The sequence below is a fragment of the Pedobacter sp. AC379 genome, assembly GCF_979258145.1.
The window spans coordinates 681,918-695,690 of sequence record NZ_OZ409839.1; the positions used below are offsets into that span (position 1 = coordinate 681,918).

At 37.1% G+C, this 13,773-nt stretch carries 15 protein-coding genes; 10 read left to right on the forward strand and 5 right to left on the reverse strand.

Annotation, left to right across the window (positions count from 1 at the left end; all coding sequences use genetic code 11):
• Positions 1–57: 57 nt before the first annotated feature.
• Positions 58–2,553 carry a PAS domain S-box protein gene (locus ACZZZW_RS02975; RefSeq protein ID WP_463492234.1) on the reverse strand — a complete coding sequence of 832 codons (2,496 nt, stop codon included), beginning with the start codon at positions 2,551–2,553 and terminating at the stop codon, positions 58–60.
• 83 nt (positions 2,554–2,636) lie between these two features.
• Positions 2,637–3,539, reverse strand: coding sequence for a LysR family transcriptional regulator (locus ACZZZW_RS02980; protein ID WP_463492235.1), 903 nt, complete (start codon positions 3,537–3,539; stop codon positions 2,637–2,639).
• A 100-nt stretch (positions 3,540–3,639) separates the two neighbouring features.
• Here ACZZZW_RS02980 and ACZZZW_RS02985 point away from each other — a divergent pair, with 100 nt between their 5' ends.
• Together ACZZZW_RS02985 and ACZZZW_RS02990 are read left to right on the forward strand one after the other, a co-directional pair.
• On the forward strand, positions 3,640–4,269 hold the full coding sequence (locus ACZZZW_RS02985) for an NAD(P)H-dependent oxidoreductase (protein WP_463492236.1): 630 nt from the start codon (positions 3,640–3,642) through the stop codon (positions 4,267–4,269).
• A complete protein-coding gene (locus ACZZZW_RS02990) occupies positions 4,241–4,525 on the forward strand; it encodes a putative quinol monooxygenase (RefSeq protein WP_055909410.1) in 285 nt (94 codons plus the stop codon). The genes ACZZZW_RS02985 and ACZZZW_RS02990 overlap by 29 nt, the downstream gene beginning before the upstream one ends.
• Here ACZZZW_RS02990 and ACZZZW_RS02995 read toward each other — a convergent pair whose 3' ends face one another.
• Positions 4,526–5,377, reverse strand: coding sequence for an EamA family transporter (locus tag ACZZZW_RS02995; RefSeq protein ID WP_055909407.1), 852 nt, complete (start codon positions 5,375–5,377; stop codon positions 4,526–4,528).
• A 114-nt stretch (positions 5,378–5,491) separates the two neighbouring features.
• Positions 5,492–5,839, reverse strand: coding sequence for a hypothetical protein (locus ACZZZW_RS03000; RefSeq protein ID WP_055909404.1), 348 nt, complete (start codon positions 5,837–5,839; stop codon positions 5,492–5,494).
• A 120-nt stretch (positions 5,840–5,959) separates the two neighbouring features.
• Here ACZZZW_RS03000 and ACZZZW_RS03005 point away from each other — a divergent pair, with 120 nt between their 5' ends.
• Both ACZZZW_RS03005 and ACZZZW_RS03010 read left to right on the forward strand, forming a co-directional pair.
• Positions 5,960–6,490, forward strand: coding sequence for a superoxide dismutase family protein (locus ACZZZW_RS03005; protein WP_235526075.1), 531 nt, complete (start codon positions 5,960–5,962; stop codon positions 6,488–6,490).
• 116 nt (positions 6,491–6,606) lie between these two features.
• Entirely contained in the window at positions 6,607–7,140 is a 534-nt protein-coding gene (locus ACZZZW_RS03010; protein WP_463492237.1) for an ExbD/TolR family protein, read from the forward strand.
• 170 nt (positions 7,141–7,310) lie between these two features.
• Here the strand turns inward: ACZZZW_RS03010 and metK are convergent, their stop codons facing one another.
• Positions 7,311–8,561 (reverse strand): methionine adenosyltransferase, encoded by a 1,251-nt coding sequence (gene metK / locus ACZZZW_RS03015; RefSeq protein WP_055909400.1) that lies wholly within the window; start codon positions 8,559–8,561, stop codon positions 7,311–7,313.
• Positions 8,562–8,784: 223 nt separating this feature from the next.
• On the opposite strand from metK, the gene ACZZZW_RS03020 reads away from it, so the two are divergent.
• From ACZZZW_RS03020 to ACZZZW_RS03045, 6 genes are all read left to right on the forward strand, one after another.
• Positions 8,785–9,666 carry a diacylglycerol/lipid kinase family protein gene (locus ACZZZW_RS03020; RefSeq protein ID WP_235526074.1) on the forward strand — a complete coding sequence of 294 codons (882 nt, stop codon included), beginning with the start codon at positions 8,785–8,787 and terminating at the stop codon, positions 9,664–9,666.
• A 91-nt stretch (positions 9,667–9,757) separates the two neighbouring features.
• On the forward strand, positions 9,758–10,108 hold the full coding sequence (locus ACZZZW_RS03025) for a translation initiation factor (RefSeq protein WP_055909394.1): 351 nt from the start codon (positions 9,758–9,760) through the stop codon (positions 10,106–10,108).
• A 294-nt stretch (positions 10,109–10,402) separates the two neighbouring features.
• A complete protein-coding gene (locus ACZZZW_RS03030; protein WP_463492238.1) occupies positions 10,403–11,992 on the forward strand; it encodes a sensor histidine kinase in 1,590 nt (529 codons plus the stop codon).
• A gap of 1 nt (position 11,993) precedes the next feature.
• Entirely contained in the window at positions 11,994–12,737 is a 744-nt protein-coding gene (locus ACZZZW_RS03035) for a LytR/AlgR family response regulator transcription factor (RefSeq protein ID WP_055909388.1), read from the forward strand.
• Positions 12,738–12,893: 156 nt separating this feature from the next.
• Positions 12,894–13,088, forward strand: a complete 195-nt coding sequence (locus tag ACZZZW_RS03040; RefSeq protein WP_055909386.1) for a hypothetical protein — start codon at positions 12,894–12,896, stop codon at positions 13,086–13,088.
• Positions 13,078–13,692 carry a LytR/AlgR family response regulator transcription factor gene (locus ACZZZW_RS03045; RefSeq protein ID WP_082458756.1) on the forward strand — a complete coding sequence of 205 codons (615 nt, stop codon included), beginning with the start codon at positions 13,078–13,080 and terminating at the stop codon, positions 13,690–13,692. Before ACZZZW_RS03040 ends, ACZZZW_RS03045 begins: the two co-directional genes overlap by 11 nt.
• Positions 13,693–13,773 lie beyond the last annotated feature (81 nt).

Here is a 13,773-nt window from a genome sequence, read left to right on the forward strand (position 1 = left end):
ACTTAGCGAACTTTGCGAAAAACTTTGAGCGCTTTGCGGTAAAAACCACAACAAAATTTAACTCAAAGGTAAAGTGAAATGAAAAACAGAGCCCTTTCCTTCTTCACTTTCTGCCCATATCCGGCCACCATGTCTTTCTATAATTTCGGCACTTAAATATAGCCCTATACCAAATCCAGAAATGGTATGGTTGCCCTTTACCCGATAATAACGTTCGAAAAGTTTATCTATGTCTGCTTGATTTATACCTATACCTTCATCTTTGATCTGGATTTCGACCTCCTTATCGTGCAATTTACAGTTTACTTCAATGCGTGTTCCATTATCCGAATATTTTAAACCGTTACTGATCAGGTTCGAAATTACGTTGCCAATTTTATCCCGATCGGCATTTATACTCACATTACAGGTGGGGTGCAATATAATCTCGTGTGATGATTGCGAGATATAAGTTTCTTCAATGGTTTCTTTCAATAACTGATCTAAGCTAAAATCTGTTTTTTCGATTAATAATTTTCCAGATTCCAGGCGGGATACGTTTAAAAAACCATTAATCATGGTCGTCATTTTACGGATCTGGCTATGGGCCTTGTCTAAAGCAATGATTTCATAATTATCTTCGTCTTTCTTAGCCTTGCGCTGCAACACCTGCACAAAACCGTTAATGGCTGTTAAAGGTGTTTTTAATTCATGACTCACCATTCCAATGAAATCATTTTTTCGAAGTTCGTCCAGTTTCTGCTCGGTAATATCAATAAAAAGACCAGAGTATTCTATCGCATTGCCATGCTGATCTTCGAAAACCCTTCCGGTAGACCTAACCCATTTATCTTCACCGGTAACTAAATTTTTTATTGGATATTCGGTATCGCTTGATGAATGGTTTTTTAATGCATTGCTTAAAGCAGTATTCAACATATCATGATAATCCGGGTTAATTACACTCATGATTGTTTCCATTTTAGCAGGCTCGTTCATCGGTAAGCCAAGTAAGTTTTTTACAAAGCCCGATAGGGTAACTTCTAATGTTTTAGGGTCGATGCTCCAGGTGCCCATTCTACCTGTATCTATCGCCTGAAGTAATTTTTCTTCACTATCTGCTAATTTTTTGGTGTATTGAATCAGGTCTTCATGTGTTTGCGCAAGCTCCTCATTGGTTGTGGCCAACTCCTCATTTGCTGCTGCCATTTCCATGTTAATGTCCTGAAGCTCTTCCTGATAAAGTTTTCTTTCGGTAATATCCGGACTAACCGATGCTATGGCGATTATTTGGTCGGTTTTATCATTCTTAATGGTGAAACCATTCCATTCAATCCAAAAAGGGTTGCCTGTTTTTTCATTCCAGAAGCGGATTTCCTGTCTGAAATTAATATTTTCCAAAATACCAGGTAAAAGTTTTTCTGCGGCAGGTCTGTCTGCAGGGAAAACACAATCCAAAATGGTTCTATTGGCAAAATTTGTCCAGCCTAATTTTATTAAAGCCGCAGGATTTAAATATTGTATGTACATGTCTAAGCCAGACAATGCAATAAATTCGGAACTGGCTTCGATGAGTTTATTTAAATTAAGGCGTTCTATTTCGATGAGTTTTCTTTCGGTAATATCAACACACGAACTAATGTAACCAGCGAATGATCCATCAGCATGAAAGCGGGGAGGGCCGCTCGCCAACAACCATCGGTAATCGCCTTTTTTGGTCAAAATTCTAAATTCACCTGAAAATGGTTTTTTGTCCGATAATGCAGTAAGGTAAATATTTAAATAGTTATCGCGGTCTTCCGGATGGATCAGATCTGCCCAGCCAAAATTAAGGAGATCATTCATCGATCGGCCGGTTAATGTTGTCCAGGGTTTGTTAAAATAAACAGCACTTCCATTTTCATCGCCAACAGCAATAAATATATCGGTTCCCTCGGCCATTGTTTTAAAACGTTTTTCACTTTCCGAAAGTTGGTTAAAACGTTCAACCACCCTTAGTTCAAGTTCATTATTTAAAACATGCAAACTTTCTTGTGTTTGCTGCAGTTCCTCATTTGTAGATACCAGCTCTTCATTGGTGGCAGCAAGTTCTTCTACTGTGGCGGCAAGTTCTTCATTAAGGGCCTGTTCGCGTTCTAAGGCTTCCGCTTTTTCGTTTTCTCTTTCTATAGCTTCTTTCTTAAGTACACGTTCGGTTACATCAATTGCAGTATGTAAAATGCAGATGGTTTTACCTTCATCATTTTTTATTGCGCGGTACTCAAAATCAAAATAAAAGGTTTTCAGCTCACCATCAATTACAATGTCGGCAGCAGTATCTTTTCCGGCAATAACAAGGCCTTCCAACCATACTTTCCTAAACATATCAATAAAAGGCTGTCCTTTTAATTCAGGCAGGGCATCTTCAAGTGATTTTCCGATCACACTTCTATCTTTCCCCCAAATTCTAAGCATCGCATCATTTGCCGCCTGGATAACCGCATCTTCACCAACATGAACTGCAGTTGCGGTATGCGTTAAATTAAAGACTGCTATTAATTGATCGTTACTTAGGAGATGACTGGATTGATTCATTATAAAATTTTATCGGGATGACCTAAAATAAATATTTTATCTAAGTTTCAAATAATAAAAGGATTAACCAACATCATTTCAAACTATATACTAACCATAACCTCCTTAAAAAGTTTTTTAATTATATGGATTTCTGATGCATATTGGGTGTTTTTCCTACAACCAAAGTATAATGTATTGGTCAGTTTTGATGTGCCTTCCCATATTACTTTTACCTTTCCATCTTCCACTTCTTTTTTGCAAAGGAAATCTGGAATAATGGCCAGGCCTTTTCCACCAGATAAACAGCGCACAATTGAGTTGAGGTTCGGAACAATATAATTTGGCCTGAAATCGGCATGTTTGCCAAAATTAAGTTGCCAAAAACGTAAAAGATGTTCCATATCACCTGCGGTACCATACCACTTTTGTTGTTTTAGCCAGGCTTCCATCCCTGGTAAATCTTTCTTTTTAACCAAGGCGTTAAAAGTGCCACTGTCTGTTTCTTCGCCACCTACCAAAACAATGGTTTCTGATGAAAATGCCTCGTGCGCAATATTGGGCGAATTTCCCTTTTGCGGTGTAATAATTAAGTCTAAAATACCTTTATCCAACTGATCGAGCATTTCAGGATAATCTCCAAAACGGATAATCACATTAAAGGGCAAGGTAGAAATATATTGTTCGAGTGTAATCTGAAAAGTTTCAAAACACATGCCCACACTAATGGTTGGCGTATGTTTTTCGGTGCTTTTTTGAAAATGTTTTTCAGCATCCTCAAGCTTTGCCAGCGGTTCTACTATAAAATTATACAATACTTTACCTTTTTCTGTCGGGATCATTTTCCTTCCTGTACGCTCAAAAAGTTTGTAGCCAACGTAACTTTCCAAAGAACTTAAATGCAAGCTTACGCCCGGTTGCGAAATAAACAGGTTTTCTGCTGCACCAGTTAAAGTTCCGGTTTTATAAATCGCTTTAAAACTTCTGTACCATTCTAAATTAACCATGTTTTAAGTATTATAATTCTGATACAAAGATATGAATTAACTTATTTTAATAATACTTGGGCAGGGTGTAATTTTGTGGTATCAAAAATAGAAATACGAAATGACAAAAATATTCATCATTAACGGAGGCCAAAAGTTTGGGCACTCGGGAGGAAGATTTAACGAAACGATAGCTGATGCAACGGCCGATTTCTTTTCATCAGCAGATGGTTTTGAGGTGAAAACAACCAATATTAACCATGATTATAACCCAAAAGAAGAAGTAGAGAAATATGTTTGGGCCGATGTGATTATTTACCATACGCCAACTTGGTGGTTCCAGTTACCGCATGGCTTTAAAAAATATATAGATGTAGTGTTCACCCAAGGGCATAAAAATGGAATTTACATAAGCGATGGCCGCAAGGCAGATAACCCAACCAGAAATTACGGAACCGGTGGCATGCTGCACGGGCGCAAATATATGGTAACCTCATCATGGAATGCCCCTAAAGAAGCTTTTACAATACCTGAAGAATTTTTTATGCAAACCAGTGTAGATGATGGCGTGTTATTCGGTTTTCATAGAATGAACGCTTTTACCGGTATGGAACGGATAAACGGAATCCACTTTCACGACGTAGAAAAAAATGCGGATATTATAGGCGCATTAAAATTATACCAAGAACATTTAACTAAAAATTTTTTAAACACAGCAATATATGAGCATTTATCTAACAGCAATAGTTAAGAGCAAAGAAACAACAACAGCAGCTTTAAAAGCTGTTTTATTGGATATGGTGGCTAATTCTCGTAAAGAGGAAGCCTGTATCCAATACGATTTGCATGAATCTGTAAGTGATCGAACTTTCATCTTTCAGGAAGAATGGAAAGATCAGTTGGGTTTGGATGCGCACAACAAGCAACCTTACATTTTAAGCTTTGTTGAACAGGCCGCAACGCTTACAGATGATATTATAATTTACAAAACCGAAAAACTGGCTTAGTTACAATTTTGCACGTTTGGCTGTTAAAGATGAGCCGGCAGAAGCAATTACCACAAATGCAACAGCAAAACATTCTGTTAAAGATAAATATTCGTGCAGAAAAACCAATGCCGCCAGTGAAGCCATGGCAGGTTCAAGACTCATTAAAATACTGAAAGTCCGGGCAGGAAGCTGCTTAAGGGCTCTCATTTCCAAGGTAAATGGAATGGCACTTGATAGTAGAGCAAGTGCTGCTCCTAAACCTATTAATTTAGGGTTTAACGTACCAAATCCACCACCAAAAATACCAAATGGCAGTATCACTATCGTGGCAAACAACATCCCGATGGCCACGGCATCGCCACCCTTCATAATTTTAGAAATTCTACCGCCAAGTATAATATAAGCAGCCCAAAAAACACCAGCTAAAAGAGCAAGTAACACGCCACCAACATTTAAGCCAGTGCTTGTCCATGGGGCAATTAATGCAATACCCGCGGCGGCCAGTAATACCCATAAAAAATCGACAGGTTTTTTAGAACCAAAAATGGCCAGCCCTAGTGGGCCAACAAATTCTAAAGTTACGCCTAAACCGATTGGTATGCGGGCAATGGCCATGTAAAATACCATATTCATTACGCCCAAACAAACGCCGTAAAGAATTACATATTTCCATTGTTTGGCATTAAGTTTAAATAGGTTTGGCCTAAAAGCGATGAATAAAATTACGGCAGATAATCCGATCCGTAGTGATGCTGTTGCTGCAGCCCCGATTTGTGGAAAAAGCCCTTTTGCAATTGCCGCGCCACACTGCACACTGATGATAGACAGTAAAACAGCGGGTATTGGAGGAATATTAATTTTGCTTTTCATCAGGGGGCTCGTAAATGAGGCGCAAAATTACGGAAATATACCTGCTTAATTTTTTTTAAATAAAAAAGGGAGAATCAGATTACGCCGATTCTCCCCAATATTAAATGTTAGCTTTTAAGCAAACAATTCCTGTTCATCTCTATTTTCCGTCGGAATCTTTTTTAAGAAATCGTCGAAAGATGGACCGTCATTGTCCGAATAGATTCCATAGGCATCTAATATATATCCAATATTTTTGTCCTGATCTTCCACAAGATAAAGTACAGAATTATCTGCCGGATCCGAATCTCCTTCAAAGCGGTAAGTTTTAACAATAGTTAAATCTTCAGGGCGGTAAATTTTACCTAATGATTTACTTTGCATCTTACCATGATCAGAAATTTTTAGTTCATTATCTTTTCCTTTCAGCCTCAATTTCTCTAAAATTTGACTCAAAGTGTTCATTGCAACTGGGCGTTCCATAGTTATACGATTTTATATTGAGTAAACAAGTCGTACTGGAAATGGTTTTGGCACTTGCTCTTTTTAAAGCAAACCAAATGATTGTCAATCTGTTTGTTATGTGAACTAAATTTTGAAATAATGAAAAAATATCTTTTAAGCTTAGCCATTGCAGGTGTTGCGTTTGTAAGTGCCTGTACAAAAACCGACAAAGAAATTGCCCAAGCCACATTAACCGAAACAGCCGACAATAGTAAAACCATTGGAACGGCAAAGTTTTACGAATTGAGCGATGGAAAAATTAAAATGGATATTGAAATGAATTTTGCTGCACGGGCCGACAGTAATGTTGCTGTGCATTTTCACGAACATGGTGATTGCGGCAATATGGGCGAAAATACCCACGGCCATTGGAACCCTACGAAAGAAGCGCATGGAAAATGGGGATCTGGTGCTTACCATAGTGGCGACATTGGCAACATTAAGTTAGACGGTAAAGGCCATGCCACACTTTCGGTAACTACCGATAGATGGAATATTAAAGATGGCGATGTTAAAAACATAATTGGCCGCGGTATTATTGTGCATGGTGGCACTGATGATTATACTACACAGCCTACAGGTAATTCAGGCCCAAGAGTAGGTTGCGGGGTAATTGAGGCGGTGAAGTAATGTATCATCTTCGTTCCTTTTTGGAATGAGGATTTTTGTTTAGCGGTTAAATTTTTAACCGCTTTTTTTATGCAATTTAATCTGGCTTGTCATCATCATTAAAAAACCTAAATATTATGGCAACGCTAAACGAATCTCAAAGCGGCAGGGCTGCAAAAGGAAGAACAAAAAAACCTGCACCAAGGGTAGATCTTACTGCAATGGTAGATCTGATGTTTTTATTAACCACGTTTTTTATGCTCACCACTTCTTTGGGCTCTTTAAATGCAGCCGACATTGCGAAGCCGGATAAAACCGATGTTGATTTGGTCGTTAATTACCCCGAATCGCGCACCATGACGATCTTGTTGGGAAAAAATAACAAGACCGTTTGTTACATGGGTACCATCGAAAAGGCAAATATGAAAGTTATACCAGTGGCTGATATTCAAAAAGAAATCATGGCAAATGAACAGTTGGTTGCCCAAACCCATCAACACAATCCAGCCAAATATATGATTGTTATTATCAAGCCGAGCAAAACCGCAAGATTCCAGAATTTTGTAGATGTAATTGATGAAATGAAAATTGCCAATATCAAATCTTATGCGATAGATGATGATCATATTGCTGAAAAAGAAATGGCATTTATGAAGCTAAATAATCTTTAAAATAAGTTGAATTTTATCACGAACTGCTTAGGAATCTGCCTTTCAAAAAAAAGGTTAGCCAACTTACAAAGTTCAAACAGGCCATGGCACAAGCAAATTTCGCAAGTTTAACGCAATAAAAAAGGCGTTTTGCCTTATGCAAAACGCCTTTTCATATAAATTTATAAGAATTAAATACCGAAAGCAGTTTTAACCTGATCTACGTAATCTAATTTCTCCCAGGTAAACAGATCAACAGTAACTGTTTTTTCTTCACCATTTGGGGTTCTAAAAGTTTTGCTCACTGTTTTTGGCGTACGGCCCATGTGCCCGTAAGCAGCAGTTTCGCTATAAATTGGATTTCTTAATTTTAAACGTTGCTCAATAAAGTAAGGGCGCATATCAAAAATCGATTCTACAATTTTAGCAATTTCTCCATCTGTTTTACCCACTTTGCCCGTTCCATAAGTATTGATATAAATACCCATTGGTTTTGCAACACCGATAGCATACGATACCTGAACAAGAATTTCATCAGCAACACCAGCTGCCACCAGGTTTTTAGCGATATGGCGTGTAGCATATGCAGCACTTCTATCTACTTTACTTGGATCTTTACCCGAAAATGCGCCACCACCATGTGCACCTTTACCGCCATAAGTATCAACAATAATTTTTCTTCCGGTTAAACCAGTATCACCATGCGGACCGCCAATTACAAATTTACCGGTCGGGTTAATGTGGTACTCGATTTTATCATTAAATAAGTGTGCGTAAGCAGGATTGCTTTTGATAATTCTAGGAATAAGGATGTTTACCAGATCAGTTTTGATTTTAGCCAACATTGCCGTTTCTTCATCAAAATCATCGTGCTGCGTAGAAATAACAATGGCATCGATGCGAACTGGTTTATTGTTATCATCATATTCTAAAGTTACCTGGCTTTTTGCATCCGGACGTAAATAAGTGATTTCATTATTTTCGCGGCGCAAAACAGCCAATTCCTGTAATAATTTATGAGAAAGGTTTAATGCCAAAGGCATATAATCTTCAGTTTCGTTGGTGGCATAACCAAACATCATACCCTGATCACCAGCACCTTGTTCTTCTTTATTCGATCTATCTACACCCTGGTTAATGTCTTGAGATTGCTCGTGTATTGCAGATAAAATTCCGCAAGAGTTGGCCTCAAACATATATTCACTTTTTGTGTAACCGATTTTCTTAATTACATCACGCGCAATCTGTTGTACATCTAAATAAGTTTTAGATTTTACCTCACCAGCTAAAATAACCTGACCAGTAGTAACCAAAGTTTCGCAGGCAACCTTTGATTCCGGATCGAAAGCTAAAAAATTATCAATTAATGCATCCGAAATTTGATCGGCGATTTTATCTGGGTGACCTTCAGAAACAGATTCTGATGTAAATAAATATGACATTTATTAAATATTTAATGATAAATAAACAAATTTAAGATTGCCAAACCCCTTGTAAACAGGTTTTTAAAGTATTGAAAGGAGGTATTAGCAATTTTTTTAAGTGGTTGCAATCCGGTCCCGAAGTATCGGGATAGCAAATCAATCCACTTTTTACTGTCGCAAAATTAGCATATTTTCTTTATTTCAAAAATTATAGATTATTTTGTGCACTCATTCTTACACTTTGCACACAAAGATCAATATCCTCTTTATCATAAACCCTATCTCTGGTGGGAGAGGGAAATTACGTATTCCCGATTTTATTGATAAATATCTGGATAAAGAAAAGTTTAGCCCGAATTTCGTTTTTAGCGAATACGTTGGCCATGCCGGCGAACTTGCTGATGAAGCAGCAACCAAAAATTTCGATGTAATTATTGCTGCGGGAGGGGATGGAACAATAAACGAAGTGGCCACAAAAGTTTTAAAGCATGATAAAACTTTAGGCATTCTGCCACTGGGATCAGGCAATGGCCTGGCCAGGTTTTTAAATATTTCGAAAAATTTGAAGTATGCCCTTTCCATCATCAATAATTTTAAAATAGATGAAATTGATACTGCCGAATTTAACCAGAAATGCTTTTTTAATTTGGCAGGAATGGGTTTCGATGCACACTTGAGTGCTGTTTTTTCGAAAGATAAAAAACGCGGATTATCGGGTTATGTAAAGCTGGGTTTTAAAGAAGTTTTTAACTATAAAGCACAAACTTACCTGTTAAATATCGATGGTGTTGAATATTCAAGAAAAGCTTTTGCCATTAGCATTGCTAATTCCTCTCAATACGGAAACGATGTTTTTATTTCGCCTAATGCATCAGTAAAAGATGGTTTGCTTGATGTTTGTATTATTAAACCTTTTCCAATAATAAAATTGCCGGTTTTGGGTTATGTAATGTTAAGGGGCAAAGCCGAAACATCAGACATGATTGAAATTATTAAAGGAAAAAATATTAAAATTATTAGGGAAGAAGCAGGCGCGGTGCATGTTGATGGCGAACCTTTACAAATGGGTACAGAGATAGAAGCAATGATAAAGCCGCTTTCTTTAAAAGTGATTGTGCCTTAGTTAAATTTGGAGTTGAGGATTTAGAACAATCCGACCGTCAAACCATCAACGACTTAACCAATTGCCAGTAAACCAATGAATTTTATAAAACATGAAACCAAAGAAAAATAGTTTAAGTGATCTTGGCGGAATTATGTATTCTACCAATCCTGAATTCGAATACGAAGAAGAAGTTGATGATACCGTTACCTCGCCAAACAATCAGCAGGATTTAAGGGTAATGCTCGATAAAAAAAACAGGGGGGGTAAGGCAGTAACATTAATTACAGGTTTCAGGGGTAAATCAGAAGATTTAGACGTTTTAGGCAAAATGCTAAAAACAAAATGTGGTGTAGGCGGCTCCGTTAAAGATGGCGAAATCATGATCCAGGGCGATGTACGCGATAAAGTAATGGGTATCCTTCAGAAAGATGGCTATAAAGTAAAAAAAGCTGGAGGGTAATTAAAGCGATATTATCTCCAGCTTACCGTCATTTCGAGCGAAGTGCAGCGCAGCCGAGAAATCTATCTAACATAGGTCTCTCTCCCGAACGTTCGGGACTACGCTTCAGTCGAGATGACGATTTTTCTTTTCAACCCAGTCAATGGTAGTGAAATACATCTCTTCGAAAAATATAATTCCTCTCAAATCTAAATCCTGTCTCAACGCCCACTTTTACAAGTTTATTCATGCCACATCCTGTTTTAAGGTTTCTTAAGCAGATTTTTTACAAGATGTTTATGGAAAATTAAACGCATGAAAAAATTAATTCTTTCCTTTTCTTTATTGCTTTTTGCTTTAGTGGCGAATGCACAGAAAAATAAATATCTGGTTGATGAATATGGTAATCCGATGCACTATTCTATTGCAAATAAATTTTCTAAATGCAATATATTTCTAGTGGTAGATAGTGGTACTAAACAGGTTACCCCATTCGAATACTTAAACAATCTTGCTTTAGGGAATGTAGTTTTATTAAAAGGTGCAACATCAATTGAGCTTGAAAGCCGGATCCAGAAAGACAGTTTGAGTTTTTACAGGTTTTCAATTATAGAGAATGATTCTGTAATACTTAAAAAGGATGAAATCCCAACTAAAATAAAATATAAGTGGGGCAAAGGCAGTGTATTGCCAAATTACGTAGCTGTAGATTTAGGTACGTTTAATGTTGTAAATAAGAAAATCGAAGTTCAAATATTTAGAATTGATAATAAAAAAAGAGTTAACCGAGTATTTATATACAATAAACCAATTTTATCACCGCAATCTTTATCATTTAAGGTATTAGAAAAAAAAATAACCAAGGATATTAAAAATAGGGCCACCATAATCGTAAATGAAAAAGTAAAGGGGATTAGAGTTACGATGAAAAATACAGATTTTAATATTCTATACTCAGTAACTGTTGATCATGTTGATGCCCGTTCTTCTGCTACGCTAGAACCTAAATGGAAATTGATTAAGGGTACTAATTTGGTAATTGGGGATATCAATGTTGAAAATTTTACTAGTTCCGGTAAATATGAGATTATCGTATATCCCAAAACGCGTACTTATTCTTATTGGATGGATAATACATTGGCTAGGACTTTTCATTTCACAGTAGAAAAACCAAAAGAAAATTTTTTCACATCCAAGGACCTATGGAGAAGTGCCATAATTGGTGGGTTTTGTGCATTTATTGCGGTTCTAATCCTTAATAACCGAAAAAAAAAGGCAGCCAAGTTACTTGCTCAGAAATCTCGGGAAAAAGAAATTGCGAAACTCCGGTTAGAATCTGTTCGTTCGCAATTAAACCCGCATTTTTTATTTAATGCACTTGCAGGTATCCAAACACTGATGAACAAAAATGAAATCGATAATGCCAATCGCTACCTTGTTAAATTTGCACGACTAACACGGAATGTGTTAGATCATAAAGAACTCATCAGTTTAACTTCTGAGAAGACCTTGCTTGATGATTATTTGCAGATGGAGCAACTGCGTTTTGGTTTTCAATATCAGATTAGTGCTTCGCCTGATTTAGATGTGGAGAATATCGAAATTCCGGCTATGCTCTTACAGCCCTTTGTAGAAAATGCCGTAAAACATGGTATTGCCGAAAAGGGAAATGATGGTAGGATCGAAATTAATTTTATTAAAAAATCCACAGATCTTATATTGAGTGTAAAAGATAATGGCAGCGGTTTCGATGTTGCAAAAGATTATACGGGTTTGGGCTTGGCATTAACCAAGAACAGAATATCTTTACTAAATTCGATTTATAAGGAAACCCCATTTTTGCTGGATGTGAAAGCAAATAATGAAGGAACAATAATTAAAATTACACTAAGCCAATGGTTATAAGATGCGGGCAATTTTAGTAGACGATGAAGCAGCCAATTTAGAAAATTTAAAGATTTTATTGGGTAAACATTGTCCGGATATTAAAGTAGTAGCCAGCGCGAGCAATGTACAAGATGCTTTTTACCAGGTTAATCTCCATCATCCCGATCTGCTTTTTTTAGACATACAGATGGGTAAAACAACTGGTTTCGATTTATTAAACCAACTTAATGAGAAAACTTTTGAAGTTGTTTTTGTAACCGCCTACGATAATTATGGTATTCAGGCTGTAAAATCCGCAGCTTTAGATTACCTGCTTAAGCCAGTAGATGCTGAGGAGTTGAAAGCCGCTGTTGCAAAGGCCGAAATTAGGATCAAAAACAAAATACATGGCGAGCAGCTCAATTTTTTACTGAGTCAGATCAAAAAAAATGAACCTGGGATTCCGAAAATTGCCTTACCACAGCAGCACGAAATCCGTTATGTTTCGGTTGATGATATTGTGCGCTGTGTGGCCGATAATACCTATACTTTTTTCTTTCTAAGCAACGGTGATCAAGTGCTGATTTCAAAACCACTGAAAGAATACTCCGATCTGCTAAAACCGCACGGTTTTGTGCGGGCACACCAAAGCCATTTGGTTAACCCAAAATTTGTAAAAAGCTGGCTAAAAGAAGATGGTGGGACGCTTTTAATGAATAATGGCGATAAAATACCCGTTTCTAAACCAAACAGGGAAATGGTAAAAGAAGTGTTAGGGAAATGACTTTTCAAACCTCGCAGGTTTCACAAACCTGCGAGGTTTGATAGATATAATACTAAAAGCTTAGTGTTAAATCCTCATCAAAACCTACCTAATACTCAATGTTGATTTTTAAATGAATGATACGTGATTACTTTAGTTAAACATTAATCAATCAACATGAAACAGTTATTAATTTTATTTTTCTTTATCATTTTTCTAGGCCTGCAAATTGTTCACGCTGCAACTATTGGTGGGCCAGAAATAATTCTCCTAACTATGGTCGGCTTTATCTCTATAGCTGTAATGATCGGTTTTGTTTTCTTATGTCTATATTTATTCAAAAGATTTAAGCGGGTAGGAAATGAAAAATAGGATAGTTTTCGGATTAACTTTTATTGTTGCGTATGGCATACAGGCAGCTCATGCTGCTATGTTAGGGGCACCCGAAATAATTATGCTTTTGGTAGCAGGCCTTGTCTTTTTCGTATTTTTTGGTGGCATTTTTATGCTGATCTACTTTTTGATTAAAAAAAATCGGAGTACATCATCAAATCCTGCTCCGAATACATTAGCCATAAACTTTGCCCCTCCGCTTACTTATCAAAACGCTACAGTTGAAGAAAGAGTCGATAAAAAGGAAGTGGTTAAAGGAAATACCAGGATAGCACTACCTCAACAGAATGAAATTAGATATGTGGATATTGATGGAATCATCAGATGCGAAGCCGATAACAACTATACCAATTTCTTCTTTAGTGATGGTGGTAAATTGTTAATTGCCAAATCATTAAAAGAATACTCCGATCTGCTAAAACCACATGGTTTTTTGCGGGCACACCAAAGCCATCTGGTTAACCCAAAATTTGTAAAAAGCTGGCTAAAAGAAGATGGCGGGACGCTTTTAATGAATAATGGCGATAAAATACCCGTTTCTAAACCAAACAGGGAAATGGTAAAAGAAGTGTTAGGGAAATGACTTTTCAAACCTCGCAGGTTTTCAAAACCTGCGAGGTCTCATAAGCAAAGCCCGCCCCTTGCGTAGCTTGGGAAACGCCCA

Excerpts from the sequence above, each read along its gene's own strand:
- ACZZZW_RS02975 (WP_463492234.1), bottom strand. The coding sequence starts at position 2,553 with ATGAATCAATCCAGTCATCTCCTAAGTAACGATCAATTAATAGCAGTC.
- ACZZZW_RS02980 (WP_463492235.1), bottom strand. The coding sequence starts at position 3,539 with ATGGTTAATTTAGAATGGTACAGAAGTTTTAAAGCGATTTATAAAACC.
- ACZZZW_RS02985 (WP_463492236.1), top strand. The coding sequence starts at position 3,640 with ATGACAAAAATATTCATCATTAACGGAGGCCAAAAGTTTGGGCACTCG.
- ACZZZW_RS02990 (WP_055909410.1), top strand. The coding sequence starts at position 4,241 with ATGAGCATTTATCTAACAGCAATAGTTAAGAGCAAAGAAACAACAACA.
- ACZZZW_RS02995 (WP_055909407.1), bottom strand. The coding sequence starts at position 5,377 with ATGAAAAGCAAAATTAATATTCCTCCAATACCCGCTGTTTTACTGTCT.
- ACZZZW_RS03000 (WP_055909404.1), bottom strand. The coding sequence starts at position 5,839 with ATGGAACGCCCAGTTGCAATGAACACTTTGAGTCAAATTTTAGAGAAA.
- ACZZZW_RS03005 (WP_235526075.1), top strand. The coding sequence starts at position 5,960 with ATGAAAAAATATCTTTTAAGCTTAGCCATTGCAGGTGTTGCGTTTGTA.
- ACZZZW_RS03010 (WP_463492237.1), top strand. The coding sequence starts at position 6,607 with ATGGCAACGCTAAACGAATCTCAAAGCGGCAGGGCTGCAAAAGGAAGA.
- metK (WP_055909400.1), bottom strand. The coding sequence starts at position 8,561 with ATGTCATATTTATTTACATCAGAATCTGTTTCTGAAGGTCACCCAGAT.
- ACZZZW_RS03025 (WP_055909394.1), top strand. The coding sequence starts at position 9,758 with ATGAAACCAAAGAAAAATAGTTTAAGTGATCTTGGCGGAATTATGTAT.
- ACZZZW_RS03030 (WP_463492238.1), top strand. The coding sequence starts at position 10,403 with ATGAAAAAATTAATTCTTTCCTTTTCTTTATTGCTTTTTGCTTTAGTG.
- ACZZZW_RS03035 (WP_055909388.1), top strand. The coding sequence starts at position 11,994 with ATGCGGGCAATTTTAGTAGACGATGAAGCAGCCAATTTAGAAAATTTA.
- ACZZZW_RS03040 (WP_055909386.1), top strand. The coding sequence starts at position 12,894 with ATGAAACAGTTATTAATTTTATTTTTCTTTATCATTTTTCTAGGCCTG.
- ACZZZW_RS03045 (WP_082458756.1), top strand. The coding sequence starts at position 13,078 with ATGAAAAATAGGATAGTTTTCGGATTAACTTTTATTGTTGCGTATGGC.